Here is a 25,415-nt window from a genome sequence, read left to right as displayed (position 1 = left end):
GGTGCGAATAGGGAATGGATGCGGGCGGTCAGCCGGCGCTATGAGTGGGTGGGCGCTGTGCGCCGCCGTTGCCGGTCAGCCAGCGCGCAAACGCGAGCAGGTCGTCGTGCACTTGCGTGCCCGGCGGCAGGGCGCCCTGGTCGAGGGTCTTCTGGCCCTTGCCGCTGCGTACCAGGTGCGGCGCGCAACCGACCGCCACGCCGGCTTCCAGGTCGCGCAGCGAATCGCCAACGATGGGCACGCCGCGGAGCTCGATGCCGAAGCGCTCGCTGATCTGCTCCAGCATGCCGGGCTTGGGCTTGCGGCAGTCGCAGCCGTCCGCGGCGGTATGGGGGCAGAAGAACACCGCGTCGACGCGCCCGCCCAGGCGCGCGAGCAACGTGTGCATCTTCTCGTGCATGGCGTTGAGCGCGCTCATCTCGAACAGCCCGCGGCCGATGCCGGACTGGTTGCTGGCGAGGACCACGCGGTAGCCGGCCTGGTTCAGCGCGGCGATGGCCTCCAGGCTGCCGTCGATCGGCACCCATTCATCGGGCGTCTTGATGAACTGGTCGCTGTCGAGGTTGACCACCCCGTCGCGGTCCAGGATGACAAACTTGGGCGGCGTCTGCGGCATGTGCGGCTCCGGTGGCTGAGATCAGGCGGCCAGCTTGGAGATGTCGGCCACGCGGTTGGCCATCGCGTGCAGCGAAGCCAGCAGCGCCAGGCGGTTGGCGCGCAGCTGCGCATCCTCGGCCATCACCATCACATCATTGAAGAAGCGGTCGACGGCATCGCGCAGCTGGGCCAGGTCGCGCAGCGCGGCGGTGAAATCGCCGCTGGCGAAGGCGGCTTCCACGGCCGGGCGCACGCGCTCGATGGCGGCGTGCAGCGCGCCTTCGGCCTCTTCCCGGAACAGCGCCGGATCGACCGCGCCGACTGGCTCGGTGTTCTTGCGCAGGATGTTGGTGATGCGCTTGTTGGCGGCGGCCAGGGCCTCGGCCTCGGGCAGCGCGGCAAAGGTGCGCACGGCTTCCATGCGGCCCAGGATGTCGTGCAGCTGGTCCGGGCGCAGGCTGACCACGGCCTCGACTTCGTTGGTGGTGTAGCCCTTGTCCTTCAGGTAGCCGCGCACGCGGTCGTACAGGAAGTCGGCGATTGCGTCGGGTGCCGGCTTGACTGCAGCGATGCCGGCAAAGGCCTGCTGCGTCAGCGCCAGCAGCGACGACAGCGACAACGCCAGCGGCTTTTCGATCAGCATGCGCAGGATGCCCAGCGCATGGCGGCGCAGTGCGAACGGATCCTTCTCGCCGGTGGGCTGCAGGCCGATGCCCCAGATCCCGACCAGGGTCTCGAGCTTGTCGGCCAGCGCCACGGCGGTGCTGACCGCGCCTGCGGGCAGCGCATCGCCGGCAAAGCGCGGACGGTAGTGTTCGGAGCAGGCCAGTGCCACGTCTTCGGCTTCGTCGTCGTGGCGGGCATAGTACGTGCCCATGGTGCCCTGCAGCTCGGGGAACTCGCCGACCATGTCGGTCAGCAGGTCGGCCTTGGCCAGTTCGGCGCCGCGCATCGCGGCGGCCTTGTCGGTCGGCACGCCGCTGCCGTTGAGGGCGTCAGCGATATGGCCGGCGATCTGCTGCAGGCGCTGCACGCGGTCCAGCTGGGTGCCGATCTTGTTGTGGTAGACCACGCTGGCCAGCTGCGGCACGCGCGACGCCAGCGTCTTCTTGCGGTCCTGGTCGAAGAAGAACTTGGCATCGGCCAGGCGCGGGCGCACCACGCGCTCGTTGCCGGTGATGATCGACTGCGGCGTCTCGGTGGCCAGGTTCGACACGATCAGGAAGCGGTTGCGCAGGTGGCCGTCGGCATCGGTCAGCGCAAAGTACTTCTGGTTGGTCTGCATGGTCAGGATCAGGCATTCCTGCGGCACCGCCAGGAAGGCTTCCTCGAAATGGCAGGCATAGACCACCGGCCATTCCACCAGCGAATTGACTTCATCGAGCAGCGACTCGGGCATGATCACCTGGTCGGCGCCGGCTTCCTTGAGCAGCTCGGCGCGCATGCGCTCGCGGCGCTCGGCGTAGCTGGCGACCACGTGGCCGGCGGATTCCAGCCGCTGCGCATAATCATTGGCATGCGCGATCTCGATCACGCCATGCGACAGGAAGCGGTGGCCCTGGGTCAGGTTGCTGGCCTGCAGCCCCAGCAGCGTCACCGGCAGGATCTCGGCGCCGAACAGTGCGATCAGGCTGTGCGCCGGGCGCACGAAATGCACGGTGCTGCCGTCCGGGCGCTGGTAGCTCATGACCTTGGGGATCGGCAGCTTCGCAATGGTGTCTTCCAGCGCTGCCTGCACCGCGGCAGCCAGTTCGGCGCCGCGCGCGGTATAGCGGTAGAAGAAGGCCTCGGCCTTGCCGTCGGAGGCGCGCTCCAGCGACTGCCAGTCGATCTCGGCAACGCCGACCGACTTGGCCAGCGCAGCCAGCTTCTTGGCCAGCGGCGCGGTGGGCTCGCCGTTGGCGTCCAGCGCCACCGACAGCGGCAGGACCTTCTCGCGCTGCTCGCGGTCCGGCGCGCTGCGGCGCACGCCCGACACCAGCGCGGCCAGGCGGCGCGGGGTGGCGAACGGCGTCACGGTGGCGCCCGGCTCAAGCAGGTCGCGCTCGCCCAGGCCGGCGAACAGGCCCTGCGCGAAGGCGTCGCCCAGGCGCGCCAGCGCCTTGGGTGGCAGCTCTTCGGTGAACAGTTCGATCAGCAGCGAGTCGGTCATGGGTTGCGACATGAATCGTATCCAACAGGTTGTAGCGCGCGCCGCTTGTCAGCAGCGCGGCGAAAGATTAGGTTCCACTCCGGACAGCAGCCACAGGCCGTTCTGTTGCCGGAATTGCAGCGTGGTGTAGGCGCATTGCGCGGCCGCCGCGGCGCTGGCCGCGCCGTTGCTGCCGCCGCGGCTGCCTGCAGCCGGGAAGCGTGCGTCGATGCGGCGCAGGCGCTTGTCGTAGCGGATCTCGTCGATGCGCCCGCCCACCCAGAAATCGATCTTCGGCGGCAGCTGCGCCGCCGAATAGTAAGTCTTGACCGTGCGGCGGGTGCGGCCGTTGCGGGTCTCCATCTCCACCCACGTCAGCGGGTAGCGGATCGCGCTTTCATAGGCGCGCAGCGGCACGCGGTGCCACCCCAGGTCGCGCTGGCCGGACAGGTCGCACGAGAACGAGCGCACCAGCTGCGCCCACTGGTCGAGCGCGTTCAGCGACGGGCGCCATTGGCGCGCCATGGCCAGCTGCAGCGCCTGCGGATCGGCCTCGCACACATTGCTCAGTTCGGCCGGCAGCATCAGCACCTGCGCGCTGGGTGCCGCCTGCGCGCGCGCGCCGATGGCATTGCCGGCGGCGGCGAGCGCGGCGATCGCCATGGCGCAGCACAGCGCGCTGCGCGCCAGTTGCGTCATGCCCGGGCTCCGCCGTTGCCGCACATCGGGAAGCCGAGGGCCTCGCGCGAGTCGTAGTAGGCCTGCGCCACCTGGCGCGACAGGTTGCGGATGCGGCCGATATACGCCGCGCGCTCGGTCACCGAGATCGCGCCGCGCGCGTCCAGCAGGTTGAAGGTGTGGGCGGCCTTGAGCACCTGCTCGTAGGCGGGCAGCGCCAGGCGCGTGCCGGCGGCCTGGCCTTCCTCGGCGCCATCGCCGTTGCCCATCAGCCGCTTGGCTTCGCCTTCGTGCTCGGCGAAATGGCGGAACAGGATCTCGGTGTTGCTGTGCTCGAAGTTGTAGGTCGACTGCTCGACTTCGTTCTGGTGGTACACGTCGCCATAGGTCAGGCGGCGCGTCTCGCCGTTCTCGACCCACTCGGTCCAGATCAGGTCATAGACGTTCTCGACCTTCTGCAGGTACATCGCCAGGCGTTCGATGCCGTAGGTGATCTCGCCGGTGATGGGCTTGCAGTCGATCCCGCCCACCTGCTGGAAGTAGGTGAACTGCGTCACTTCCATGCCGTTGAGCCAGACTTCCCAGCCTAGGCCCCAGGCGCCCAGCGTGGGGTTCTCCCAGTCGTCCTCGACGAAGCGGATGTCGTTCTGCTTCAGGTCCAGGCCGAGCGCCTCGAGCGAGCCCAGGTACAGCTCCAGGATGTTCTCCGGCGCGGGCTTGAGCACCACCTGGTACTGGTAGTAGTGCTGCAGGCGGTTGGGGTTCTCGCCATAGCGGCCGTCCTTGGGGCGGCGCGACGGCTGCACGTAGGCGGCACGCCACGGCTCGGGGCCGAGCGCGCGCAGGAAGGTGTGTACGTGGGATGTGCCGGCGCCGACCTCCAGATCGATGGGTTGCAACAGCGCGCAGCCCTGCCGGTCCCAATAGGCCTGCAGGGTCAGAATCATTTGTTGGAAGGTCAGCATATGAAGACTAGGTAGAGGCACCCGGGCGCGGTCGCGGCGCCCGGCATGCAGGCCGCGCGGCGCGTGCCGGAGCCGGCGCATGCGGATTTTGCCAAACCCTGAATTCTATCGGCTTTTTGGCGAGGCGCCCCGTTTGGCGGGGCCGGCTAGGTCACGCACCGATGGTGGAGGATGTCCGCCAATGTCGGTCCTACGCAACGCATCGGGAAAATACCGAGGCGGATTTCAGGTTTGGCCGCTGCTGGCCGATAACGTTTTTGTATACAGTATGAGTAAGCAACCCGTTTCAGAGCGTTGCGATTGACAGTCCGTGCCGGCATGGCGGGCACGGCGGCTGCTGGCTGGCACCGCAGTAGCCGTTTGTCGGTAACTGATTATTGATGGGGACTTGGCATCATGGCACTTCTTTCTCGCAAACCTTACCTGGTCGCAATCGCGGTCATGATCGCCGCGGCCACCGTGTCCGTGGCGACCGGGCTGCTGAACTGAACCGGCTGGCGCCCACCTGAGGCGCCACCACCGGCACCGCAATCCAGCGCCGGACGGTGGCGGCGATCCCGCCGGGTCCGGTGCCTGCGCCAGCCTGTGCCTTCAGCCTGCACCGCGCAGCTTGCGCACACGCCAGGCAGCAAGCCCCAGCACCAGTGCAAACAGCGCCAGCACCGGCGCGTTCCCCCAGCGGATATAGGGCGTCAGCCCCTGCATGCCCTGCACCTCGGCCGCCAGCGTGCCGACCGTGAAGGTCGGCAGGCGTTGCTGCACCGAGCCGTCCGGACGCACCACCGCGGTCATGCCGGTATTGGTCGAGCGCAGCATCGGCCGGCGCGTTTCCAGTGCGCGCATGCGCGAGATCTGCAGGTGCTGGTCCAGCGCGATGGTGTCGCCGAACCATGCCAGGTTGGTCAGGTTGGCCAGGACATTGGCCGGCGCCGGCTGCTGGCGCAGCGTCTGCGCGATCTCCTCGCCGAACAGATCCTCGTAGCAGATATTGGGCGCCACGCGCACGCCGCGCACCGGCAGCGAGGCCTGATCGAGCCCGCCGCGGCGGAAGTCGCCCAGCGGCATCTTCATCATGTCGACGAACCAGCGGAACCCCAGCGGGATGAATTCGCCGAACGGCACCAGGTGGTGCTTGTTGTAGCGGTACAGGCGTTCGGTCTCGGGGCCCAGGCCGAAGACGCTGTTGGTGAAGTCCACCGGCGAGTCGGCGCCGGCGGCGCCGAACAGCACCGTGGTGCCGCTGGCCAGCGCGTAGTCGCGCACCGCCACGGCCACGTCGACCGGCAGCTCCTGCAGGATGACCGGGAACGCGGTTTCCGGCGTGACCACGAGGTCGGCCGGCGCGGCGGTGATCATGTCGCGGTACAGCTCGATCGAGCGCTGGATGCCGGCGGGCTCGAACTTGATGTCCTGGGCCACGTTGCCTTGCAGCAGCCGCACCGACAGCGGCTTGCCGGCGGGCGTGGTCCAGGCCAGCGGCGCCAGCGCGGCGCCCGCGGCGGGCAGGGCCAGTGCCAGTGCCAGGGCGCCCAGCGCCCGGCCGCGCTCGCCGCGACCCAGCCCGCGTACTGCAGCCGCCAGCAGTGCCGCCACCGCGGCTGCCAGCGCGCCGATGCCGTACACGCCAAGCAGCGGCGCGAAGCCGGCCAGCGGGCCATCGGCATGGGCATATCCGCCCGACAGCCACGGGAAGCCGGTAAACACCACGCCGCGCAGCCATTCGGTGAGTCCCCAGGCAGCGCCGAAGGCCAGCGGCGCCAGCAGCGTGGCCCGGGGCAGGCGCGCCGTCAGCCGATGCCACAGCGCGCCGGCCAGTGCCGGGTAGAGCGACAGGAAGCCCGAGAACAGCACCACCGCGAGCGCGGCCATCCACGCCGGCATCTCGCCGTAGACGTGCATGCTGATATAGAGCCACCAGATGCCGGACAGGAACCAGCCCAGCCCGAAGGCATAGCCAGTGGCGGCGGCCAGGCGCGCGCGCGGCGCGTCGGCCATCAGCGCGGCCAGGCCGGCCAGCGACAGGATCTGCAGCCACCACCAGTCATGGGGGGCAAAGGCTTGCGTATGGGCGATGCCGAGCACGCCGGCCAGCAGCAGCCGCGCCATGGTCGCCGTGCGCGAATGCGCGCGCGTGCCAGGCACGCCCGCCGGGGCGGCGTCGGCAGCGGCGGCGCCGTTGAGGATCGGGGCGGAACGCTTCATGCGCCGGCCGCGCCCGCGTTGTCGCCGTTGGATTCCCGGTGCACCTGCAGCAGGTGCACCTGGCGCGCGTCGGCGCGCAGCACTTCGAAGCGGATCGGCGGCAGGGTGATGACCTCGCCGCGGTGGGGCACGTGGCCCACGTGGTTGGACAGCAGCCCGCCCACGGTATCGACATCGTGGTCGGAGAAGGCGGTGCCGAAGGCGTCGTTGAACTGGGCGATCTCGGTCAGGCCGTGCACGCGCCAGCTGCCGTCGGGCATCGGCAGGATATTGTCCTGGTCTTCGTCCAGGTCGAACTCATCCTCGATGTCGCCGACGATCTGCTCCAGCACGTCCTCGATCGTCACCAGGCCTGCCACGCCGCCATACTCGTCGACGACCATGGCGATATGGTTGCGGTTGATGCGGAAGTCGCGCAGCAGGATGTTCAGGCGCTTGGACTCGGGGATGAACACCGCCGGGCGCAGGGTCTCGCGCAGGTCGAAGGCGGGGTCGGTGTAGTAGCGCAGCAGGTCCTTGGCCAGCAGGATGCCGATGATGTTGTCACGGCTGCCTTCATAGACCGGGAAGCGCGAGTGCGCGGTCTGCTGCATGAAGGGGATGAACGCCTCCGGGGCATCCGCGATATTGACCATATCCATCTGCGCGCGCGGCACCATGATGTCGCTCGCGGTCAGTTCGGAGACCTGGAACACGCCCTCGATCATCGACAGCGAGTCGGCGTCGATCAGGTTGCGCTCATGCGCTTCCTGGAGCACTTCGAGCAATTCCGCGCGGGTGTCCGGCTCGGGGGAAATCAGGTCTGACAGGCGTTCGAGAAGCGATCTGGGCCGATCGGCCTGCTTCAGGTAAGCGGGCTTCGAACTGGGATAAGGGTCGTTCATTTCGCGGCGAGCGCGTGGTGGAGATCGTCTGAAGGATACACTAAAAGCCTGGCCGTCCCGTGACGGCGGGCGGTGGCCTGCGACAATATGTGCAGCAGGCGGCGCCCGGTCGGCGCCGCCCGTGAGAAAGGAATTACGCGGGGATCACGCGGTGCGATCGCCCTGGTAAGGGTCGGCGTAACCGAGCGCCTGCAGCGTTTCGGTCTCGATCGCCTCCATTTCCTCGGCCTCGGCGTCTTCCTCGTGCTCGTAGCCTTGCGCATGCAGCACGCCGTGCACGATCAGGTGCGCATAGTGCGCTTCCAGCGGCTTGCGCTGCTCGCGCGCTTCGGTTTCCACCACCGGGCAGCAAAGCACGATATCGCCCGTGACCGGGTCTTCCTCGTTCTCCGCATAGGCAAAGGTCAGCACATTGGTGGCGTAATCCTTGCCGCGATAGGTGCGGTTCAACGTGCGGCCCTCTTCCTCATCGACGAAGCGGATGGTCAGCGCGGCGTCGGCATACAGCGCCGACTTGACCCAGGTCTCGATCTTGCGGCGCGGCGGCAGGCCGGCGCGCTTGCCGACGCCGTCGCCGTTCTGGATCTCGAGTTCGAGTCCGGGCGGGGTGGCCGGCGTGCCGGTGGTGGTGACCACCGGCGTGGCGGTCACGGCCACCGACAGCGAGTCATGGTTGTCCGGGCGCACCAGCAGGCCAGCCTGCTGGTTGGTGTCGGTGTGCTCGGCCAGCAGCGCGACCACGCCGTCGGCGGCCTGCGACAGGTCCAGCGTCAGGCTGCGGCCGTCGGGCAACTGCACGCGCAGCGCGTGCGCGGCGCTCTTGCGCGCGCGGCCGTCGCCGTCGAACAGGGTCAGGCTCACGGCGGAAGACTTGGATTTCTGGGATTTCAATTAAGCGTCCTTGTGCTGGGCGTGGTATTCGTCATAGGCATCGACGATGCGGGCCACCAGCGGATGGCGCACCACGTCGATGCTGGTAAAGCGGGTGCAGGCAATGCCGCGCACGTCGCGCAGCACGTGCAGCGCCTCCACCAGGCCGCTCTTCTGCCCCCTGGGCAGGTCGATCTGGGTGGTGTCGCCGGTGATCACCGCCTTGGAGCCGAAGCCGATGCGCGTGAGGAACATCTTCATCTGCTCGGGCGTGGTGTTCTGCGCCTCGTCCAGGATGATGAAGGCATGGTTCAGCGTGCGCCCGCGCATATAGGCCAGCGGCGCGATCTCGATCATCTGGCGCTCGAACATCTTCTGCGTGCGGTCGAAGCCAAGCAGGTCGTACAGCGCGTCATACAGCGGGCGCAGGTAGGGGTCGACCTTCTGCGCCAGGTCGCCAGGCAGGAAGCCCAGGCGCTCGCCGGCTTCCACCGCCGGGCGCGTCAGCACGATGCGCTTGACCGCGTCGCGCTCCAGCGCATCGACCGCGCACGCCACTGCCAGGTAGGTCTTGCCGGTGCCGGCCGGGCCGACACCCAGCGTCAGGTCGTGCGACAGGATATTGCGCAGGTAGTCGCGCTGCGCCACGGTGCGGCCCTGCAGGCCGGTGCGGCGCGTGTGCAGCACCGGCGATTCGTCGCCGATCTCGCGCTCTTCGACATTGTCGCCGTTGCCGGGCAGGTAGCTGCCATGCGCGGACAGCTGGCGCGTTTCCACCAGGCCCAGCTGCACGTCGTCGATCGACAGCGGCGTGCGCGCCTGGTTGTAGAAGCGCTCCAGCGCCGTTGCCGCATCCTGCGCGTTGCCGCCGCGCACCGTCATGCGGTGGCCACGGCGCTGGATGTTCACGTCCAGCGCCTGCTCGATCTGGCGCAGGTTCTCGTCGAGCGGCCCGCACAGGTTCTGCAGCCGGGTGTTGTCGTCCTTGGGGGCGACGAATTCTGCGGAAGGGATTTTCATCGGTAGGCGATGGCCTCGCTGGATGGTGCCTGGTTACTGCCGAACCACGATCTCGCCGCGCAGCGAGTGCGGGAAGGCCTGCGTGATGCTGACATCGACCAGCTGGCCGACCAGCCGGTCGCGGCCTGCCTGCGGCACGCCCGGCAGCGCAAAGTTGACCACGCGGTTGTTCTCGGTGCGCCCGTGCAGCTCGGTCGGATCCTTGCGCGCGGGGCCTTCCACCAGGATGCGCTGCACCGTGCCGACCATGTTCTGGCTGATGCGCTGCACGTTTTCCTCGATGGTGGCCTGCAGGCGCTGCAGCCGGCGCAGCTTGACCTCGTGCGGGGTGTCGTCGTGCAGGTTGGCAGCGGGCGTGCCCGGGCGGGGGCTGAAGATGAACGAGAACGAGGTGTCGTAGCCGATCTCTTCGATCATCGCCATCAGCTTCTCGAAGTCGGCATCGGTCTCGCCGGGGAAGCCGACGATAAAGTCCGAAGACATCGACATATCCGGGCGCAGCACGCGCAGCTTGCGGATGATGCTCTTGTACTCCAGCACGCTGTAGCCGCGCTTCATCGCCATCAGGATGCGGTCGGACGCATGCTGCACCGGCAGGTGCAGGTGGTTGACCAGCTTGTCGCAGCGGCCGTACAGCTCGACCAGGCGCGAGGTGAATTCCTTCGGGTGGCTGGTGGTGTAGCGGATGCGCTCGATGCCGGGGATCTCGGCCACGTACTCGATCAGCAGCGCAAAGTCGGCGATCTCGGTGGTGTCGCCCATCTTGCCGCGGTAGGCGTTGACGTTCTGGCCCAGCAGCGTGACTTCACGCACGCCCTGTTCGGCCAGGCCGGCGACTTCGGCCAGCACGTCCTCGAACGGGCGCGACACTTCCTCGCCGCGGGTATAGGGCACCACGCAGTAGCTGCAGTACTTGGAGCAGCCTTCCATGATCGAGACAAAGGCGCTCGGGCCTTCGACGCGTGCCGGCGGCAGGTGATCGAACTTCTCGATCTCGGGGAAGGAGATATCCACCTGCGACTGGCCGGTGCGCTGGCGGCGCGCGATCAGGTCGGGCAGGCGGTGCAGCGTCTGCGGGCCGAACACCACGTCGACATAGGGTGCGCGCGAGACGATGCTGGCGCCTTCCTGGCTGGCCACGCAGCCGCCCACGCCGATCACCAGGTCGGGTTTGACGGCCTTGAGCGCCTTCATCCGGCCCAGTTCCGAGAACACCTTCTCCTGCGCCTTCTCGCGCACCGAGCAGGTGTTGAACAGGATCACATCGGCGTCTTCGACGTTGTCGGTGGGTTCCAGCCCCTGGCTGGCGTTGAGGACGTCGACCATCTTGTCCGAGTCGTACTCGTTCATCTGGCAGCCGTACGTCTTGACGAAAACTTTCTTCATATGCCGATCTCAGTGGTTGACCTGGGGGCATCAGGGTGTTGCAACAACACGGCCGGCGCGTGGGGCACGCCGGTCGCACTTCCGGGGGACTACGATTTCTTCTTCAGCGCCTTCTGTTCCGGCTCGCTCAGCACCCAGGCGGTCAGCAACTGGCCGTACAGGTCCAGCTTGTACCGCACCGGCAGCTTCTGGCCCGCCACCGCGGCACTGGCCAGCAACTGGTTGTCGGAGCCGAACAGGCGCAGGCCCGGCGCCACGCCGACGGTCTTGCCGTCGAGCGTGGCCGTCTGCGGGGCACCGGCAGACGGCGTGGCGATAACGAGCCTGGCCGCCTGCGCATCGTCCGGGATCGCCCGCACCGGCTGGGCCATCGCGCTTGCCGCACCGAGCAGCAGGGCGGCGGCGCAGGCCAGCGCTGGCAACAGCCTGCGGGCGCGCCCGGGTTGGACAGACTCCGGCGCCTCGCGGCGCGCATCACGACCTGCTGGCATGGGGGAGAACTCCGACAAATGGGACGACGCGTTCGGGGGAATGGCCCAAAGGCGGGCGCAACCCGGCATTTTACCCCGCTGGCGGCCTGGCCGGGTCGGCGATGCGGCGGGGCTCAGAACAGGCAGGATGCCTCTTGCAGCACACGCTGCTTGGACACCGTGCCCATCAGTTCGCGGCCGGCGCTGTCGCGCACCAGCGGGATGCGGTTGATGCCGTGCTCGGCAAACACCGCCAGGGCGTCGCGCAGGCGCGAATCCGGCGTCAGCGCGGGGAAGTCGCGCTCGGCCAGCGCCAGCACGTCGTCCGCGGCGCCCTCGCGCTGGGCGCGCTGCAGCGCATGGATTGACAGCGCGCCCAGCAGGCGGCCATCCGCTTCGACCAGATAGAGGTAGCGCGTGCCGGTCTCGGCAAACTTGTCGGCTGCGGCCGACAGGGTGGCGTTGGGGTCGAGCACGGTATCGGTCGGGTCGCACAGGCCCGCCAGCGTCAGCGTGCGGGCGTGTTCGGCCGCGGCCGAGGCCTGCGCGCGCTCGGCGATCACGCTGTACAGCGACAGCGTCTGGCAGCGTGACGCGGTGTAGTACGCCGCCACTGCGCCGATCATCGACGGCAGCAGCAGCGCGGGCGCCAGCGTCATCTCGAACACCATCAACACCGACATCAGCGGCGCCTGGCTGGTGGCCGCCAGGAACGCGCTCATGCCCACCAGCGGCAGCAGCGGCGCCGCAGCGGCCGCCGTGCCCTGCATGCCGATGGCCAGCAACTGCCCGAGCGCCGCCCCCACGAACAGCGACGGCGTGAACACGCCGCCGACCGCCCCCGAGCCCATGCTGATCACCGTAGCCACCAGCTTGGCCAGCAGCACGCCGGCCACCGGCACGCTCAGCGGCTGCTCCTGCAGGATGGTCTGGATGGTGGAATAGCCGTTGCCAACCACCTCGGGCACCGCCATCGCGAGCACGCCGACCAGCGCCCCGCCCAGCGTCAGCCGGGCCACCGGGCCGCCAGGCATCGCTGCAAAGCGGCTGCGCGCAAAGCCCGCCGCACGCATGAACAGCGCGCCCGCAATGCCGGCGGCCACGCCCAGCGCGGCCGCGGCCAGCAGGATGTGCGGGCGCAGGTCGGGGGCGATATCCAGGCCCGGGTAGAGCGGCTGCAGGCCGCCGTGCCACTGGCTGACCATGGCACCGGCCACCGAAGCCAGGAAGAGCGGCATCAGGCGCTGCACCGCGAGCGCCCCGAACACCACTTCGGCAACGAAGACGGCAGCGGAGAAGGGGGTGTGATAAACGGTGGCAAGGCCCGCCGCGGCCCCGCAGGCGGTCAGCATGCGGCGCATGTTCGAGCCGCCGCCGCGTTCCAGCCGGGTCGACGGGAACAGCGAGCCGCACAGCGCCGCCAGCTGGATCATCGCGCCTTCCTTGCCGACCGAGCTGCCGCTGACGATCGAGAAAAACGACGAGAGCGCGCGCAGCAAGGTGATCCGCACCGGCAGGCGGCCGCTGCCGTTGGCCACCGCTTCCATGTAGTCGGTGGCGCCGCCGTGGCTGCCGGCCAGGCGATTGGCCAGCACCAGCAGGCTGCCCGCCAGCGCGCCGCCCACGGCCGGCACCACCACACGCCACGCCAGCGCCAGCGTGGCGAATACGGCGACCACGTCGGCATGGCTGGAAAACAGGACCACGCCCGCGCCATCCAGCGCCTCCTTGAACAGCGTGGTGGCAATGGCCGCGACGATCCCGACCGGGATGGCCGCGAACAGGGTGACTTCCTGGTCTTCGAGGAAACGCAAGCGCATGGCGGCTTTCCGGGGCACATGTGGAGCGGGTGCGGAGCCGGAGAGGGGCGGGCAGAGGCTGTCATGATAGCGCAGCGCCACCCGCGCAGACCCGATGTGCGCCGGCGCGCATGCGGGGCCGCGCGCGGTGCAGAACCCGCTGGTCCCGGACTGGTACACTACCGCTCTTTCCTTCGCGGGCGGGCCGGTGCCCTGCCATGCCGGCTTCCCGGCGTTCGCGTTCCGATTCCGATCCGATTACCAGGAGCCATCCGGCGTTTGGCGCACCGCGTGCGCAGCGATGGCCCAAGCAGCAATTCATGTCTTTTTCTGAACTCGGCTTGTCCGACAAGATTGTGCGTGCCGTGGCCGAACAGGGTTACACCACGCCGACTCCCATCCAGGCCCAGGCGATCCCCGCCATCCTCAAGGGCGGCGACCTGCTCGCCGGCGCGCAGACCGGCACCGGCAAGACCGCCGGCTTTACGCTGCCGATGCTGCAGCTGCTGTCCGACTCCGCGGCGCGCGGCGCCAATGGCGCGCAGCGTCCGGCCCGCCTGCCGGTGCGCGCACTGGTGCTGACGCCCACGCGCGAACTGGCCGCCCAGGTCGAGGAGAGCGTGCGCAACTACGGCAAGTACCTGCGCCTGCGCTCGATGGTGATGTTCGGCGGCGTCGGCATCAATCCGCAGATCGAGCAGCTCAAGCGCGGCGTCGAGATCGTCGTGGCCACGCCCGGCCGCCTGCTGGACCACGTGTCCCAGCGCACCATCGACCTGTCGCAGGTGGAACTGCTGGTGCTGGACGAAGCCGACCGCATGCTCGACATGGGCTTCATCCACGATATCCGCAAGATCCTCAACGTGCTGCCGGCCAAGCGCCAGAACCTGCTGTTCTCGGCGACGTTCTCCGACGACATCCGCGCGCTGGCAGACCGCCTGCTGAACAACCCGGCCTCGATCGAGGTGGCGCGGCGCAATACCACGGCCGAGACCGTGGACCAGCGCGTCTACCCGGTGGACCGCGAGCGCAAGCGTGAACTGCTGGCCCACCTGGTGCGTCAGCATGACTGGCACCAGGTGCTGGTGTTCACCCGCACCAAGCACGGCGCCAACCGCCTGGCCGAGCAGCTGACCAAGGACGGCCTGTCGGCACTGGCGATCCATGGCAACAAGAGCCAGTCGGCGCGCACGCGCGCGCTGTCGGAATTCAAGTCCGGCACGCTGCGGCTGCTGGTGGCAACCGATATCGCCGCGCGCGGCATCGATATCGACCAGCTGCCGCACGTGGTCAATTTCGACCTGCCCAACGTGCCCGAGGACTATGTGCACCGCATCGGCCGCACTGGCCGCGCCGGCGCCGAGGGCGAAGCGATCTCGCTGGTCTGCGTGGACGAGATTGCGCTGCTGCGCGATATCGAACGCCTGATCAAGCGCAAGCTCGAGCAGACTGTGCTGCCGGGCTTCGAGGTCGACCCGAGCATCGCACCCGAGCCGATCCAGAAGGGCCGCCAACAGCGTGGCGGTGGTGGCCAGGGGCAAGGACAAGGCCAGGGCCGCGGACGCGCCCAGGCGCGTCCGGCCGGCAACGAAGGTGAGGGCGCCCAGCGCCAGCGCCCGGCGCGCGAAGCGCAGGCTGCGCCGCGGCAAGCCCAGGGCGGCCAGCGCGGCAACGGTGCAGCCAACGGCAACCGTGGCGGCCAGCCCGCCGGCGGCGCGCGCAATCCCGCACCGCGCCGCGACGGCCAGGAGCCGGCGCGCCAGCAACGGGCCGCGGCGCAACCCGCGCGCCAGCCGCACGACGCGGCCCCGGCACCGGCGCGCAATCGCCGTCCGGCGCCGCAGGCCGCGCTGCTCGGCGGCAACCGCAAGCCGGCGCGCTGAGCGGGACAGGCTGACACCATGCACGCGTCCGACACCCCGGCCGACCCCGGCGTTCCCTACGCCGGCCTGACGCCGGAGCTGATGCTGGACGCGCTGGAAGGCGCCGGCCTGCGCCCCGACGGGCGCCTGCTGGCGCTCAACAGCTATGAGAACCGCGTCTGGCAGCTGGGCATCGAAGATGCCGCGCCGGTCATCGCCAAGTTCTACCGTCCGGGCCGCTGGACCGATGCGGCCATCCTGGAAGAACACGCCTTCGTGCAGCAACTGGCCGATGCCGAGATCCCGGCCGTGCCGGCCATGGTGCTGGCACCGGGCGCGGCTGGCACGCTGCTGCATCACGCCGGCTTCCGTTTCGCGGTATTCCCCCGCTGCGGCGGCCGCGAGCCGGCGCTGGACCGTTCCGACACGCTGACCTGGCTCGGCCGCTTCATCGGCCGCATCCACGCGCTGGGGGCGACGCAGCCCTACCAGGCGCGCCCGGCGCTAAATCTTGAAACCTTCGGCGTTGCCCCACGCGACTGGCTGCTCGCCAGCGGCTGCATTCCCGCCGACCTGCTGCCCGCATGGCAATCGGTGGCCGACCTGGCGCTGGACGGCGTGCGCCGCTGCTATGAGCGCGCCGGCGAGGTGCGCCTGCTGCGCACCCACGGCGACTGCCATCGCGGCAATGTGCTGTGGATCGGCGAGGACGACGCGCGCGGCGGCACCCATGGCGCAACGGGCCCGCATTTCGTTGACTTCGATGACAGCCGAATGGCGCCGGCGATCCAGGACATCTGGATGCTGCTCGAGGGCGACCGCGCGGCCATGCAGGACCAGCTGGCCGACATCGTTGCCGGCTATGAGGACTTCGCCGAATTCCAGCCGCGCGAACTGTGGCTGGTGGAAGCGCTGCGCACGCTGCGGCTGCTGCACTACAGCGCCTGGCTCGCCAGCCGCTGGGCCGACCCGGCCTTTCCGGCCGCGTTCCCTTGGTTCGGCACGGCGCGCTACTGGCAGGATCGCATCCTGGAACTGCGCGAACAGGTGGCGCTGATGGACGAAGCGCCCCTGTGGGGCGCCTGAGGTCTACCGGTCGGCGCCGCCAGGGCGCCGGTTTTCCACTACTTTGCTCAACCTTTCTTTTCCGGCGCCTTGACCAGCAGCACCGGGCACTCGGCCTGCGCCAGCACGCGGCCTGCGACTGAACCGATCACCGCATCGAAGAACGAACCGCGGCCATGCGTACCCATCACGATGGCCGCGGCGTCGACCGAGCGCGCACAGGCGACGATGCGCTCCGGCGCGAAGCCGTGCAGCGGGTGCCGCTCGAACGGCACCTTGGCTGCGGACAGGATCTCGCAGACCGTCGCCATGGCCTGCTCGCTGGCCTCCTTGTGCCAGTCATCGATGGTCTCCTTGCTGACAAAGGCGCGCACCTGGCCGCTTACTTCCGGCGCCACATGCACGACATGCACGGTGAAGCCGCTCTGCAGCAGCTTGCCTTCGGCGATAAAACGGGCCGCGGCGTCGCTGAAGGCCGAACCGTCGGTGGCGAGCACGATATTGGTCATGTTGGAAATCTCCTGGATGGGGGCTGTCGGCAGGCGGTGCGCCATGAGGCGGCACCGCCATCTGGAACCATCATGGCACCTAGTGTCCTGCCAGGACCCGATTTAGATCAAGTCGGATCGGATTTATCCGATTTCGCCGTGCGATAGCCGGCCGGCTGACGGATTCCGTCAAGCCGGCTGAAGCATTTGGCCATTGCCCCGTCAACGCCGTGGCGCGTAGCATGCTCCCGAGCCCCGCGGCAGGCATTGGCACGTCCGCGCTGCCGCAGGCACGGCCCATCCCATACCAATTCAATGCAAGCTGTCCCCCGGCCATGGCCCGGGCGGGCGGCGATTCCGGAGACGACGATCATGAGTGAGCGTGGCAACCTGCTGCCCCTGCGCGGTATCAAGGTGGTGGAATTCGAAGGCATCGGCCCCGGCCCGTTGTGCGGTGCGATGCTGGCTGGCCTGGGCGCCGAGGTCACGCTGGTGACCCGGCCGGTCGCGCCGGATGCCCGCCGCATCCTGCGCGGCCAGCCCGTGCCGCCTGAGATGGAGCTGGAGCACGGCAAGCGCGTGGTGCAACTGAACCTGAAGTCTGCGGACGACGTGGCCGCCGCACTGGACCTGGTGGCCGGCGCCGACGCGCTGATCGAAGGGCTGCGCCCGGGCGCGATGGAGCGCCTCGGCCTGGGCCCGAAGGCGTGCCATGCACGCAATCCGCGCCTGGTCTACGGGCGCATGACCGGTTGGGGCCAGACCGGCCCGCTGTCGCAAAGCGCCGGCCACGACCTCAACTACATCGCGCTGACCGGCCTCTTGTCGATGGCTGCGCGCGCAGGCTCACTGCCGATGGTGCCGCCGACCGTGATGGGCGATGCCACCGGCGCGCTTGGCCTGGCATTCGGCATCACCAGCGCCATCCTGAGCGCGCGCGCAAGCGGCGAGGGCTGCGTGGTGGATGCGGCCATCACCGATATCGTCGCCATGCTGGGCTCGCTGGTGCAGGTGTCGCGCGCAGCCGGCACGCTCGGCGGCCCGCAACCGAGCCCCTTCCACGATTCGCCGTTCTATGACGTTTTCCCTTGCGCCGACGGCCGCGCCATCACGCTGGGCGCGCTCGAGCCGCAGTTCTACCGCGAGCTGCTCGAGCGGCTCGAGCTGACCGACATCGACCCCGCCACGCAGTATGACCGTGCCCAGTGGCCCGCGGTGAAGGCCCGCATTGCCGCTTGCATCGCAGGCAAGTCAAGCACTCAGTGGGAGGCGTTGCTGGGCGGCACCGACGTGTGCTTTGCGCGCGTGCTGACCCTGGACGAGGCCGCGCGCCATCCGCACAACCAGGCACGCGGCACGTATCGGCTGTACCGGCAGGGCGAGCGCGAGGTGCCGCGTTCGGCGCCGGCGCCGCGCTTCCTGCCCGCGGGCACGGAATGACCTGGGGCCGCGGCACCGATGCCGCGGCCTCTCGAATCGGCTTGATCGGTTCGGCTACCATGCGGCATCCACCCAGACCGGAGACCCATGCCATGGCCGAACCCAGCCTGCAGCAACTGGTGACGGAGTTCGCCTGGGGCACGGTCTGGACTCGCGACGGCCTGGACCGCAAGCAGCGCAGCCTGGTGTCGATGCTGATTGCGCTGAACCGGCCGCAGGAGCTGGCCGGGCATCTGCGCGGCGCGCTCGCCAATGGCGTTACGCCGCAGGAACTGCGCGAACTGATGGTGCACAGCGCGATCTACTGCGGATTCCCCGCGGCGCTGGATGCCAGCCGCAAGCTGACTGAAGTCCTCGACGCTGCCAACGGGTAACGCCGACCGCGGCATCGATACGAAAACAGCGATGCAGAAGAGTCTGACTCTGATGCAGATTTTGCCGCATCTGCGCGGCGAGGATTCGGCGCATCAGGATCTCTCCGGCCCCTTAACCTTGGCACCAGGCCAAGCCATGCAAGTCGTTAAGGAGCCTCAAATTGCATCTCGCGCTGATCGTCGACGAACCCTCCCGGTTCCGCACCACGCTGTCCGCTGAAATCCGCGCTGAGTTGGGCGCCGGTGAAGTACTGGAAATGGACGGCATGCAGGAAGCATTCCGGCTGGTCCGCGAGCAACGGCCGGGGCTGGTGCTGGTCGATATCGAGTGCTTCGGCAATCCCGGCATCGACTTTGTCCGGTGCGTCTCGGCGACGCAGCCCACCGTGCCCTTGCTGGTACTGTCCGATAGCGACGCCACCCTGGCCTCGGTGCGGGCGCTGCGCGCCGGCGCCCATGGCTTCGTGGTCAAGCAGCGTGGGCTGGCCGAGGTGATGCAGGCCGTACGCGGTGTGCTGAGCGGCTACCTGGTCTTTCCCATGCATACGCTGGAAACCGTGCGCCAGATCGGCGAGCAGCGGGAATCCGGCTTTGCGCGGCTGAGCAACCGCGAGATCACCATCCTGCAATACCTGGCGCGCGGCCATTCCAACAAGTCGATCGCGGCGCAACTGCTGATCAGCAGCAAGACGGTCAGCACGCACAAGGCCAACATCATGGCCAAGCTCAATGTCGGCTCCCTGGTCGAAATGGTGGACTACGCGCGCCGGCATCAGCTGGTGTGGTAACGCGCACCCCGGGCGGCTTGCGGCACCATGCCGCCATCGCGGGTAGACTGTTGGCGTGTGTGACGAATCCGAACTTTTCGCCCGATGCCACCGACCCTGAATGCCGCCGCACGCCGCCTGGGCGCTGTCGTGCTTGCCTGTGCCGCCGCATGCCAGGCCACGCCTGCCTTCGCCAACGAACCGATGTGGTTTGCGCAGGGCCGACCGGTGCCGGCGGCCCGCCAAGCCGTCGATGCGCTGGCCGCGGCCGCGGCCGACGGCCTCGACCCGCGCGACTACGATGCCGACGCCTTGCGCCAGGCCGTGGCCCAGGCCGCCAGCGGGCCAGCATTGCCGCCGGACGCTGCCGCACGCGTGGATGCGGCGCTGAGCGCCGCGATGGAGCGGATGCTGGCAGACCTGCACGGCGGGCGCGTCAACCCGCGCGCGGTCCATGCCAACTTTGCCCCCCAGGCGGAACGGCCCTTCGATGCCGCCATCTGGCTGCGCGATGCCGTCAGGCAGCAACGGCTGCCCGATGCCATCCGCCAGGCAGCGCCCACCTTCCCGCTCTATGGCACGCTGCGGGAGGCCCTGGCGCGGTACCGCGAGATCGCGAAGCAGCCGGCCTGGGGGCAGCCGCTGCCACCCTTGCCGGCGAGCAAGCTGACGCCGGGCCAGCCCTGGGCCGGTGCCGCGGCGCTGGCTGCACGCCTGGTTGCGCTGGGCGACCTGCCCGCCGGCACCCAGGTGCCGGCCCGCTACGAAGGGACCCTGGTCGACGGCGTCAAGGCGTTCCAGTCGCGCCACGGCCTGGAGGCCGACGGCGTGATCGGCGCGGCCACGCTGGCACAACTCAACCTGCCCATCGCCAGCCGTGTGCGGCAAATCGAACTGACCATGGAGCGGCTGCGCTGGACGCCGCTGGACGGTCCGCGCATGATCGTGGTCAATGTGCCGGAATTCATGCTGCGCGCCTATGAGATCCGCGACGGCAAGCTCGACATCAAGCTCGAGATGAAGGTGATCGTGGGCAAGGCACTGGATACGCGCACGCCGTTGTTCGAGGAGGATATGCGCTACATCGAGTTCAGCCCGTACTGGAACATCCCGCCCTCGATCGCGCGCCGCGAGACCGTGCCGCACCTGCGCCGCGATCCGGCCTATTTCAACCGGCAGGGCCTGGAGTTCGTCACCGGCGACGGCAAGGCCGTGACCACGCTGTCCGAGGAAAATCTCGAGGCAGTGCTGAACGGCCGCATGCGCATCCGCCAGCGGCCGGGCCCGCTGAACGCGCTGGGCGATATCAAGTTCGTGTTTCCCAACAACGAGAACATCTACCTGCACCACACGCCCTCGCCGCAGTTGTTCAAGCGCGGCCGGCGCGACTTCAGTCATGGCTGCATCCGCGTGGAAGCCCCAGTAGCATTGGCCCAGTTCGTGTTGCACGATATGCCGGACTGGAACGAGACCCGGATCCGCGAAGCGATGACGCGTGGCAAGTCCAATACGGTGCGCCTGCAGCAGCCCTTGCCGGTGGTGCTGGCCTACGGCACGGTCATTGCGCGCGCCGATGGTCGTGTATCCTTCTTGCCTGACATTTACGGTCACGACAAATTGCTGGAGAAGGCACTGCGGCAACGCAACGGACGGCCCCAGCAACCAGCTATTGCAAGCGCCTCTGGCACCACCCGCTGAGGCGCCACTGGCACATTCAGAGGAAGTACCATGACTGATGCGACGCGCCAGGCACGCCGCCGCTTTCTTCATACCGCCGGAGGCCTGGCCCTTGCCGCCGGCCTGATGCCGCTGGCGCCGCGCCAGGCGCTGGCAGGCCTGCCTGCAAACCGGGCCCTGGCTGGCCTGCCGGACGCCCGCACGCTGGCGTTCGACCACACCCACACCGGCGAACGCGTGTCGTTGGTCTATGCCGTTGGCGACCGCTTCGTGCCCGACGCGCTGACTACGCTCAACGGCTTTCTGCGCGACCACTATTCCGGCAAGGTCGGCATGATCGACCCGCAACTGTTCGACCTGCTGTTCCAGGTCCGCCGCGAGCTTGGCACCGACCAGCCGTTCCAGGTCATTTCCGGCTACCGCAGTCCGACCACCAATTCGCGCCTGCGCAACACGCGCGGCGGCGGCGTGGCCAGGCACAGCCTGCACATGGACGGCAAGGCCATCGACATCCGCCTGGCCGGCGTGCCGCTGGCGGACGTGCGCGACGCGGCCAAGTCATTGCAGGGCGGGGGCGTCGGCTTCTATGAGTCTGACCAGTTCGTGCACATCGATACCGGGCGCGTGCGTTACTGGTAAGCGTCGTCTGTGGCCGCCCCATGATGGGCGGCTCTCGTTTGCGCGCCCTGGTAACGACCCAAAGAAAAAAGCCGCGAACCCATGCGGGATCGCGGCTTTTTAAATAGATGGTGGCGAATCAGGGACTCGAACCCCGGACCTGCGGATTATGATTCCGTCGCTCTAACCGACTGAGCTAATTCGCCAACGAAGACTGAGATTATACCTGGGCTTTCGATGCTGTCAACACCTTCGTGTGAAGATTTTGCACGAAGGGCCCATGCATAAAAAAACGGCAGGCCGGATGGCCTGCCGTTTCCGTTAGTGCCGGACGACTGCTCAGTCGTTGGCGTAGATGTTCACGTCCTTGGTCTCGCGGATGAACAGCGCGCCGATCACGAAGGTGATGGCTGCGATGATGATCGGGTACCAGAGACCGTAGTAGATGTTGCCGTTCTGGGCCACCAGCGCAAACGAGATGGTGGGCAGCAGGCCGCCGAACCAGCCGTTGCCGATATGGTAGGGCAGCGACATCGAGGTGTAGCGGATGCGGGTCGGGAACAGCTCCACCAGCATGGCGGCGATCGGGCCGTACACCATGGTGACGTAGATCACCAGGATGACCAGGATCACCAGCACCATGATCGTGTTCATCTGTGCCGGGTCGGCCTTGGTCGGGTAGCCGGCGGAGGCCATCGATTCACCAACCTCCTTCTTGAACGCCGCGATCTGCTTCTTGCTGGGCTCGTCGAAGCTGTGGCCGTTCACCAGCTGCGCGTCGAAGGCCTTGATCTCCTTGTCGCCGATCTTGACCGTGGCCACGGTGCCGGCCGGGGCCTCGACCACTTCATAGCTGGCCGATGCCTGGGCCAGCGTGCGCTTGGCAATGTCGCAGGAGCTGCGGAAGTCGATCTCGCGGGCGATCGGGCTGCCCTGGAACGAGCACTGCTTCGGGTCGGCGGTGACCACGATCTGGGCGCTCTTCTGGGCGCGCTCCAGAGCCGGGTTGGCGTAGTGGGTCATGGCCTTGAACAGCGGGAAGTAGGTCAGCACGGCCAGCGCGCAGCCCGCCATGATGATCCACTTGCGGCCGATCTTGTCCGACAGCGAGCCGAAGAAGATGAAGAACGGCGTGCCGAGCACCAGTGCGCCGGCGATCAGCAGGTTGGCCGTCTTGGCATCGACCTTGAGCACCTGGGTCAGGAAGAACAGCGCATAGAACTGGCCGGTGTACCAGACCACGGCCTGGCCGGCGGTCAGGCCGAGCAGGGCCAGGATCACGATCTTCAGGTTGCGCCACTGGCCGAAGGACTCGGTCAGCGGGGCCTTGGAGGTCTTGCCCTCTGCCTTCATGCGCTGGAACGCCGGCGATTCATTCATCGACAGGCGGATATATACCGACACGCCCAGCAGCAGGATCGACACCAGGAACGGGATGCGCCAGCCCCAGGTCTCGAAGTTGGGCCCGGTCATTTCGCGGCACAGCAGGATCACGATCAGCGACAGGAACAGGCCCAGCGTGGCCGTGGTCTGGATCCACGAGGTATAGGCGCCGCGCTTGCCGTGCGGTGCGTGCTCGGCCACGTAGGTGGCGGCACCGCCGTACTCGCCGCCGAGCGCCAGGCCTTGCAGCATGCGCAGTGCGATCAGGATGATCGGCGCGGCCCAGCCGATGGTGGCATAGCCCGGCAGCAGGCCGACGATGAAGGTCGACAGGCCCATGAGCAGGATCGTCACCAGGAAGGTGTACTTGCGCCCGATCATGTCGCCCAGGCGGCCGAACACCAGCGCGCCGAACGGCCGCACGATAAAGCCGGCGGCGAATGCGAGCAGCGCGAAGATGAAGGCCGAGGTGGGATCCAGTCCGGCGAAGAACTGCTTGGCAATGATTGCCGCCAGCGAGCCGTAGAGATAAAAGTCGTACCACTCGAACACCGTGCCCAGCGATGAGGCAAAGATCACCTTGCGCTCTTCGGCTGTCATCGGTGCGTTCTGCGCGCCCCCTGCGGGCACCGCAACGTTTTGCACGTTTGCCATATTGTCTCCTCCGTCTGGAATGGATCTCGGGTGGGCGTGGCGCGGGAAAGACCGCGCGGCTGGCCGCTATGCCTGAGTTGCAGAGGATTGTGGGTGGCGAAACTTACTGCGTTCTGACAGAACGGGGCACGGAATCGTCAAAGAATATCGGGGTATACGCTAGCCGTGGGCGCGAGTTTGGCTGCTGCGCTGCGGGGCGCAATTCACTTGTGTGGCGGAATGGCGCGCTTTGCAGGGGTGCGGCTATGCAGCATCAGTGCCTGTTCCGCGCGAGGCGCCCTGCGAAGGCGCAGGGGCGGGCGCGGCCAGGCTATCGGCGTCCGCTTCGCCGTCGGCGCGGTTCATGCGCCAGGCGTAGAGCGCGGCCATCAGCACGTAGACCACCAGCGCGCCTTGCGCGCCGACCCAGAACGAGAACGGCCAGCCAAAGAAGTCGAAGCGCAGGTCGCGCGCAAACCATGCCACCACGAAGGTGACGGTGAACCAGATCGCGAGCAGGCCGCAGATCCAGCGCAGGTTGCGCCGCCAGGCCTGGCGCTGGCGGGCTTCGGCACTATCGGGGGCGGGGCTGTCGTTCATGCGGGCGGCAGGTAGTCGGGCCGGCGCAGCGTCACGCGGAAATGCGCGCCGGCCAGCCGTGGCGATTGTTGGTAGACGTGGTCGGAAATCTGGACGTCGCCGCCGTGCTGCTGCACGATCTCGCGCACGATGGCCAGGCCCAGGCCGCTGCCTTCGGTATTGGTGCCGAGCACGCGGTAGAAGCGCTCCATCACGCGCTCGCGCTCGGCCGGCGCAATGCCCGGGCCGGTGTCTTCCACATCCAGGTAGGCGAATGGCTCGAAGGTATCGGCGCTGACGCGCACCGTGGCGTGCCCGCCGCGCGGCGTGTAGCGGATGGCGTTGTCGAGCAGGTTGTTCAGCATCTCGGTCAGCATCAGGCGGTTGCCTTGCACCATCACCGGATGTTCGTCGGCATCCAGGCCCAGGTCGATGTCGCGCGCCCAAGCCTGCGGCAGCCAGTCCTTGACCACCTCGCGCGCGAGCGCCGCCAGGTCCAGCGCGGCCATGCCGCCGGTGCCCGCCAGGTTTTCCATGCGCGCCAGCGACAGCAGCTGCGTGACCAGGTGCGCGGTGCGCTCAGAGCTGCCGGCGATCTGCGCCAGCGAGCGCCGCAGCTCTTCCGGCGACTGCTCGCGCTGCGCCAGCTCGGCCTGCATGCGCAGGCCCGCCAGCGGCGTCTTCATCTGGTGCGCGGCATCGGCGATAAAGCGCTTCTGGGTCTGCACCGACTGGTCCAGGCGCGCCAGCAGGTCGTTGAACGAACCCACCAGCGGCGTGATTTCCTGCGGCGCGGCGCGTTCGTCGATCGGGCTGGTATCGCCGGGGTTGCGCGCGCGGATGCGCTGCTGGATCGCGGTCAGCGGCGCCAGCCCGCGCGACAGCCCGAACCACACCAGCACCACCGCCAGCGGCAGGATCACGAACTGCGGCAGGATCACGCCCTTGATGATCTCGTTGGCCAGGCGCGCGCGCTTGTCCAGCGTCTCGGCCACCTGCACCAGCACCGGCTGGGTGCCGCTGACCTGCTTCAGGTCGATATAGGTGTAGGCCACGCGCACGTCGTTGCCGGCCACGCGGTCATCGCGCAGGGACACCAGCCCCGCGTGGCCCTGGTCCTCCTCGGACGGCAGCGGCAGGTCGTGGTCGCCGGCGATGTATTCGCCGCGCTTGCCGACCACCTGGTAGTAGATGTTGTCGGTCTCGTGGGCGCGCAGGATCTCGCGCGCCGACAGCGGCAGCTGCAGCGTGATGCGCCCGTTGACCTCGCGCACCTGCTGCGACAGCACGATGGCGCTGGCTTCCAGCGCGCGGTCGAAGGGCCCGTTGGCGATCGACTTGGCCACCAGGTAGGTCACCGCGATGCTCATCGGCCAGAGCAGCAGCAGCGGCGCCAGCATCCAGTCGAGGATCTCACCGAACAATGAGCGCGGCGCGGAATTTGCCGCGCTTTCCTCCAGGTGCGGCAACGCGTCGGCCAGGTCCTGGTCGGTAGTGTCCGGGGCCGGGGCGGCGGAAGGAGGGGGG

The 25,415-nt window shown here is 68.2% G+C and carries 22 protein-coding genes and 1 tRNA gene; 7 read left to right on the top strand and 16 right to left on the bottom strand.

Going from position 1 to position 25,415, the window contains the following annotated elements; translation table 11 throughout:
• Positions 1–28: 28 nt before the first annotated feature.
• The 11 genes from gmhB to AC3WQZ_RS31480 all read right to left on the bottom strand — a co-directional run bounded on the left by gmhB (position 29) and on the right by AC3WQZ_RS31480 (position 13,023).
• Positions 29–616 carry a D-glycero-beta-D-manno-heptose 1,7-bisphosphate 7-phosphatase gene (gene gmhB, locus AC3WQZ_RS31530; protein WP_010813869.1) on the bottom strand — a complete coding sequence of 196 codons (588 nt, stop codon included), beginning with the start codon at positions 614–616 and terminating at the stop codon, positions 29–31.
• Between the two features lie 21 nt (positions 617–637).
• A complete protein-coding gene (gene glyS / locus AC3WQZ_RS31525) occupies positions 638–2,761 on the bottom strand; it encodes a glycine--tRNA ligase subunit beta (protein ID WP_492301893.1) in 2,124 nt (707 codons plus the stop codon).
• A gap of 36 nt (positions 2,762–2,797) precedes the next feature.
• Positions 2,798–3,427 carry a hypothetical protein gene (locus tag AC3WQZ_RS31520; protein WP_010813867.1) on the bottom strand — a complete coding sequence of 210 codons (630 nt, stop codon included), beginning with the start codon at positions 3,425–3,427 and terminating at the stop codon, positions 2,798–2,800.
• Complete coding sequence (gene glyQ, locus AC3WQZ_RS31515; protein ID WP_010813866.1) at positions 3,424–4,371, bottom strand: glycine--tRNA ligase subunit alpha; 948 nt, start codon at positions 4,369–4,371, stop codon at positions 3,424–3,426. Before glyQ ends, AC3WQZ_RS31520 begins: the two co-directional genes overlap by 4 nt.
• 591 nt (positions 4,372–4,962) lie before the next feature.
• Entirely contained in the window at positions 4,963–6,573 is a 1,611-nt protein-coding gene (lnt, locus tag AC3WQZ_RS31510; RefSeq protein ID WP_010813865.1) for an apolipoprotein N-acyltransferase, read from the bottom strand.
• Positions 6,570–7,457: a CorC family transporter gene (locus AC3WQZ_RS31505; protein ID WP_010813864.1), complete on the bottom strand. Its 888-nt coding sequence runs from the start codon at positions 7,455–7,457 to the stop codon at positions 6,570–6,572. The genes lnt and AC3WQZ_RS31505 overlap by 4 nt, the downstream gene beginning before the upstream one ends.
• A gap of 144 nt (positions 7,458–7,601) precedes the next feature.
• On the bottom strand, positions 7,602–8,348 hold the full coding sequence (gene ybeY, locus AC3WQZ_RS31500; protein WP_010813863.1) for an rRNA maturation RNase YbeY: 747 nt from the start codon (positions 8,346–8,348) through the stop codon (positions 7,602–7,604).
• A complete protein-coding gene (locus AC3WQZ_RS31495) occupies positions 8,349–9,347 on the bottom strand; it encodes a PhoH family protein (RefSeq protein ID WP_010813862.1) in 999 nt (332 codons plus the stop codon).
• A 33-nt stretch (positions 9,348–9,380) separates the two neighbouring features.
• Positions 9,381–10,733: a tRNA (N6-isopentenyl adenosine(37)-C2)-methylthiotransferase MiaB gene (gene miaB, locus AC3WQZ_RS31490; protein WP_010813861.1), complete on the bottom strand. Its 1,353-nt coding sequence runs from the start codon at positions 10,731–10,733 to the stop codon at positions 9,381–9,383.
• An 89-nt stretch (positions 10,734–10,822) separates the two neighbouring features.
• Positions 10,823–11,224: a hypothetical protein gene (locus tag AC3WQZ_RS31485; protein WP_010813860.1), complete on the bottom strand. Its 402-nt coding sequence runs from the start codon at positions 11,222–11,224 to the stop codon at positions 10,823–10,825.
• Between the two features lie 113 nt (positions 11,225–11,337).
• A complete protein-coding gene (locus AC3WQZ_RS31480; protein WP_439668542.1) occupies positions 11,338–13,023 on the bottom strand; it encodes a ClcB-like voltage-gated chloride channel protein in 1,686 nt (561 codons plus the stop codon).
• Between the two features lie 299 nt (positions 13,024–13,322).
• Between AC3WQZ_RS31480 and AC3WQZ_RS31475 the strand changes: the two genes are divergently transcribed.
• The gene (locus AC3WQZ_RS31475; RefSeq protein WP_011614561.1) at positions 13,323–14,885 is read left to right on the top strand and encodes a DEAD/DEAH box helicase; all 1,563 of its coding nucleotides are present in this window, start codon (positions 13,323–13,325) and stop codon (positions 14,883–14,885) included.
• A gap of 18 nt (positions 14,886–14,903) precedes the next feature.
• Positions 14,904–15,950 (top strand): serine/threonine protein kinase, encoded by a 1,047-nt coding sequence (locus AC3WQZ_RS31470; protein ID WP_010812233.1) that lies wholly within the window; start codon positions 14,904–14,906, stop codon positions 15,948–15,950.
• Positions 15,951–15,997: 47 nt separating this feature from the next.
• On the opposite strand, the gene AC3WQZ_RS31465 is transcribed toward AC3WQZ_RS31470, so the two are convergent.
• On the bottom strand, positions 15,998–16,438 hold the full coding sequence (locus AC3WQZ_RS31465; RefSeq protein ID WP_492301892.1) for a universal stress protein: 441 nt from the start codon (positions 16,436–16,438) through the stop codon (positions 15,998–16,000).
• A gap of 351 nt (positions 16,439–16,789) precedes the next feature.
• Between AC3WQZ_RS31465 and AC3WQZ_RS31460 the strand changes: the two genes are divergently transcribed.
• The 5 genes from AC3WQZ_RS31460 to AC3WQZ_RS31440 all read left to right on the top strand — a co-directional run bounded on the left by AC3WQZ_RS31460 (position 16,790) and on the right by AC3WQZ_RS31440 (position 21,314).
• Positions 16,790–17,857, top strand: a complete 1,068-nt coding sequence (locus tag AC3WQZ_RS31460; RefSeq protein ID WP_058698371.1) for a CaiB/BaiF CoA transferase family protein — start codon at positions 16,790–16,792, stop codon at positions 17,855–17,857.
• Entirely contained in the window at positions 17,854–18,231 is a 378-nt protein-coding gene (locus tag AC3WQZ_RS31455; RefSeq protein ID WP_011614564.1) for a carboxymuconolactone decarboxylase family protein, read from the top strand. Before AC3WQZ_RS31460 ends, AC3WQZ_RS31455 begins: the two co-directional genes overlap by 4 nt.
• Positions 18,232–18,392: 161 nt before the next feature.
• A complete protein-coding gene (locus AC3WQZ_RS31450; protein WP_010812229.1) occupies positions 18,393–19,019 on the top strand; it encodes a LuxR C-terminal-related transcriptional regulator in 627 nt (208 codons plus the stop codon).
• 84 nt (positions 19,020–19,103) lie between these two features.
• A complete protein-coding gene (locus AC3WQZ_RS31445) occupies positions 19,104–20,696 on the top strand; it encodes a L,D-transpeptidase family protein (RefSeq protein WP_062804664.1) in 1,593 nt (530 codons plus the stop codon).
• A gap of 30 nt (positions 20,697–20,726) precedes the next feature.
• Positions 20,727–21,314 carry a YcbK family protein gene (locus AC3WQZ_RS31440; RefSeq protein ID WP_010812227.1) on the top strand — a complete coding sequence of 196 codons (588 nt, stop codon included), beginning with the start codon at positions 20,727–20,729 and terminating at the stop codon, positions 21,312–21,314.
• 108 nt (positions 21,315–21,422) lie between these two features.
• Here the strand turns inward: AC3WQZ_RS31440 and AC3WQZ_RS31435 are convergent.
• The 4 genes from AC3WQZ_RS31435 to AC3WQZ_RS31420 form a co-directional block, all read right to left on the bottom strand.
• Positions 21,423–21,499 (bottom strand) — tRNA-Met (locus tag AC3WQZ_RS31435).
• Between the two features lie 133 nt (positions 21,500–21,632).
• Positions 21,633–23,330, bottom strand: a complete 1,698-nt coding sequence (locus tag AC3WQZ_RS31430; protein ID WP_010812226.1) for an MFS transporter — start codon at positions 23,328–23,330, stop codon at positions 21,633–21,635.
• A gap of 243 nt (positions 23,331–23,573) precedes the next feature.
• Positions 23,574–23,909, bottom strand: coding sequence for a DUF4212 domain-containing protein (locus tag AC3WQZ_RS31425; RefSeq protein WP_010812225.1), 336 nt, complete (start codon positions 23,907–23,909; stop codon positions 23,574–23,576).
• On the bottom strand, positions 23,906–25,415 hold a 1,510-nt coding region (locus AC3WQZ_RS31420; RefSeq protein ID WP_492301891.1), incomplete at its 5' end, for a sensor histidine kinase. The genes AC3WQZ_RS31425 and AC3WQZ_RS31420, both read right to left, overlap by 4 nt.

The organism is Cupriavidus sp. FW305-26 (assembly GCF_058787975.1).
This window is presented reverse-complemented; position numbering and strand designations above follow the sequence as displayed.

Excerpts from the sequence above, each read along its gene's own strand:
- gmhB (WP_010813869.1), bottom strand. The coding sequence starts at position 616 with ATGCCGCAGACGCCGCCCAAGTTTGTCATCCTGGACCGCGACGGGGTG.
- glyS (WP_492301893.1), bottom strand. The coding sequence starts at position 2,761 with ATGTCGCAACCCATGACCGACTCGCTGCTGATCGAACTGTTCACCGAA.
- AC3WQZ_RS31520 (WP_010813867.1), bottom strand. The coding sequence starts at position 3,427 with ATGACGCAACTGGCGCGCAGCGCGCTGTGCTGCGCCATGGCGATCGCC.
- glyQ (WP_010813866.1), bottom strand. The coding sequence starts at position 4,371 with ATGCTGACCTTCCAACAAATGATTCTGACCCTGCAGGCCTATTGGGAC.
- lnt (WP_010813865.1), bottom strand. The coding sequence starts at position 6,573 with ATGAAGCGTTCCGCCCCGATCCTCAACGGCGCCGCCGCTGCCGACGCC.
- AC3WQZ_RS31505 (WP_010813864.1), bottom strand. The coding sequence starts at position 7,457 with ATGAACGACCCTTATCCCAGTTCGAAGCCCGCTTACCTGAAGCAGGCC.
- AC3WQZ_RS31495 (WP_010813862.1), bottom strand. The coding sequence starts at position 9,347 with ATGAAAATCCCTTCCGCAGAATTCGTCGCCCCCAAGGACGACAACACC.
- miaB (WP_010813861.1), bottom strand. The coding sequence starts at position 10,733 with ATGAAGAAAGTTTTCGTCAAGACGTACGGCTGCCAGATGAACGAGTAC.
- AC3WQZ_RS31485 (WP_010813860.1), bottom strand. The coding sequence starts at position 11,224 with ATGCCAGCAGGTCGTGATGCGCGCCGCGAGGCGCCGGAGTCTGTCCAA.
- AC3WQZ_RS31480 (WP_439668542.1), bottom strand. The coding sequence starts at position 13,023 with ATGCGCTTGCGTTTCCTCGAAGACCAGGAAGTCACCCTGTTCGCGGCC.
- AC3WQZ_RS31475 (WP_011614561.1), top strand. The coding sequence starts at position 13,323 with ATGTCTTTTTCTGAACTCGGCTTGTCCGACAAGATTGTGCGTGCCGTG.
- AC3WQZ_RS31470 (WP_010812233.1), top strand. The coding sequence starts at position 14,904 with ATGCACGCGTCCGACACCCCGGCCGACCCCGGCGTTCCCTACGCCGGC.
- AC3WQZ_RS31465 (WP_492301892.1), bottom strand. The coding sequence starts at position 16,438 with ATGACCAATATCGTGCTCGCCACCGACGGTTCGGCCTTCAGCGACGCC.
- AC3WQZ_RS31460 (WP_058698371.1), top strand. The coding sequence starts at position 16,790 with ATGAGTGAGCGTGGCAACCTGCTGCCCCTGCGCGGTATCAAGGTGGTG.
- AC3WQZ_RS31455 (WP_011614564.1), top strand. The coding sequence starts at position 17,854 with ATGACCTGGGGCCGCGGCACCGATGCCGCGGCCTCTCGAATCGGCTTG.
- AC3WQZ_RS31445 (WP_062804664.1), top strand. The coding sequence starts at position 19,104 with ATGCCACCGACCCTGAATGCCGCCGCACGCCGCCTGGGCGCTGTCGTG.
- AC3WQZ_RS31440 (WP_010812227.1), top strand. The coding sequence starts at position 20,727 with ATGACTGATGCGACGCGCCAGGCACGCCGCCGCTTTCTTCATACCGCC.
- AC3WQZ_RS31430 (WP_010812226.1), bottom strand. The coding sequence starts at position 23,330 with ATGGCAAACGTGCAAAACGTTGCGGTGCCCGCAGGGGGCGCGCAGAAC.
- AC3WQZ_RS31425 (WP_010812225.1), bottom strand. The coding sequence starts at position 23,909 with ATGAACGACAGCCCCGCCCCCGATAGTGCCGAAGCCCGCCAGCGCCAG.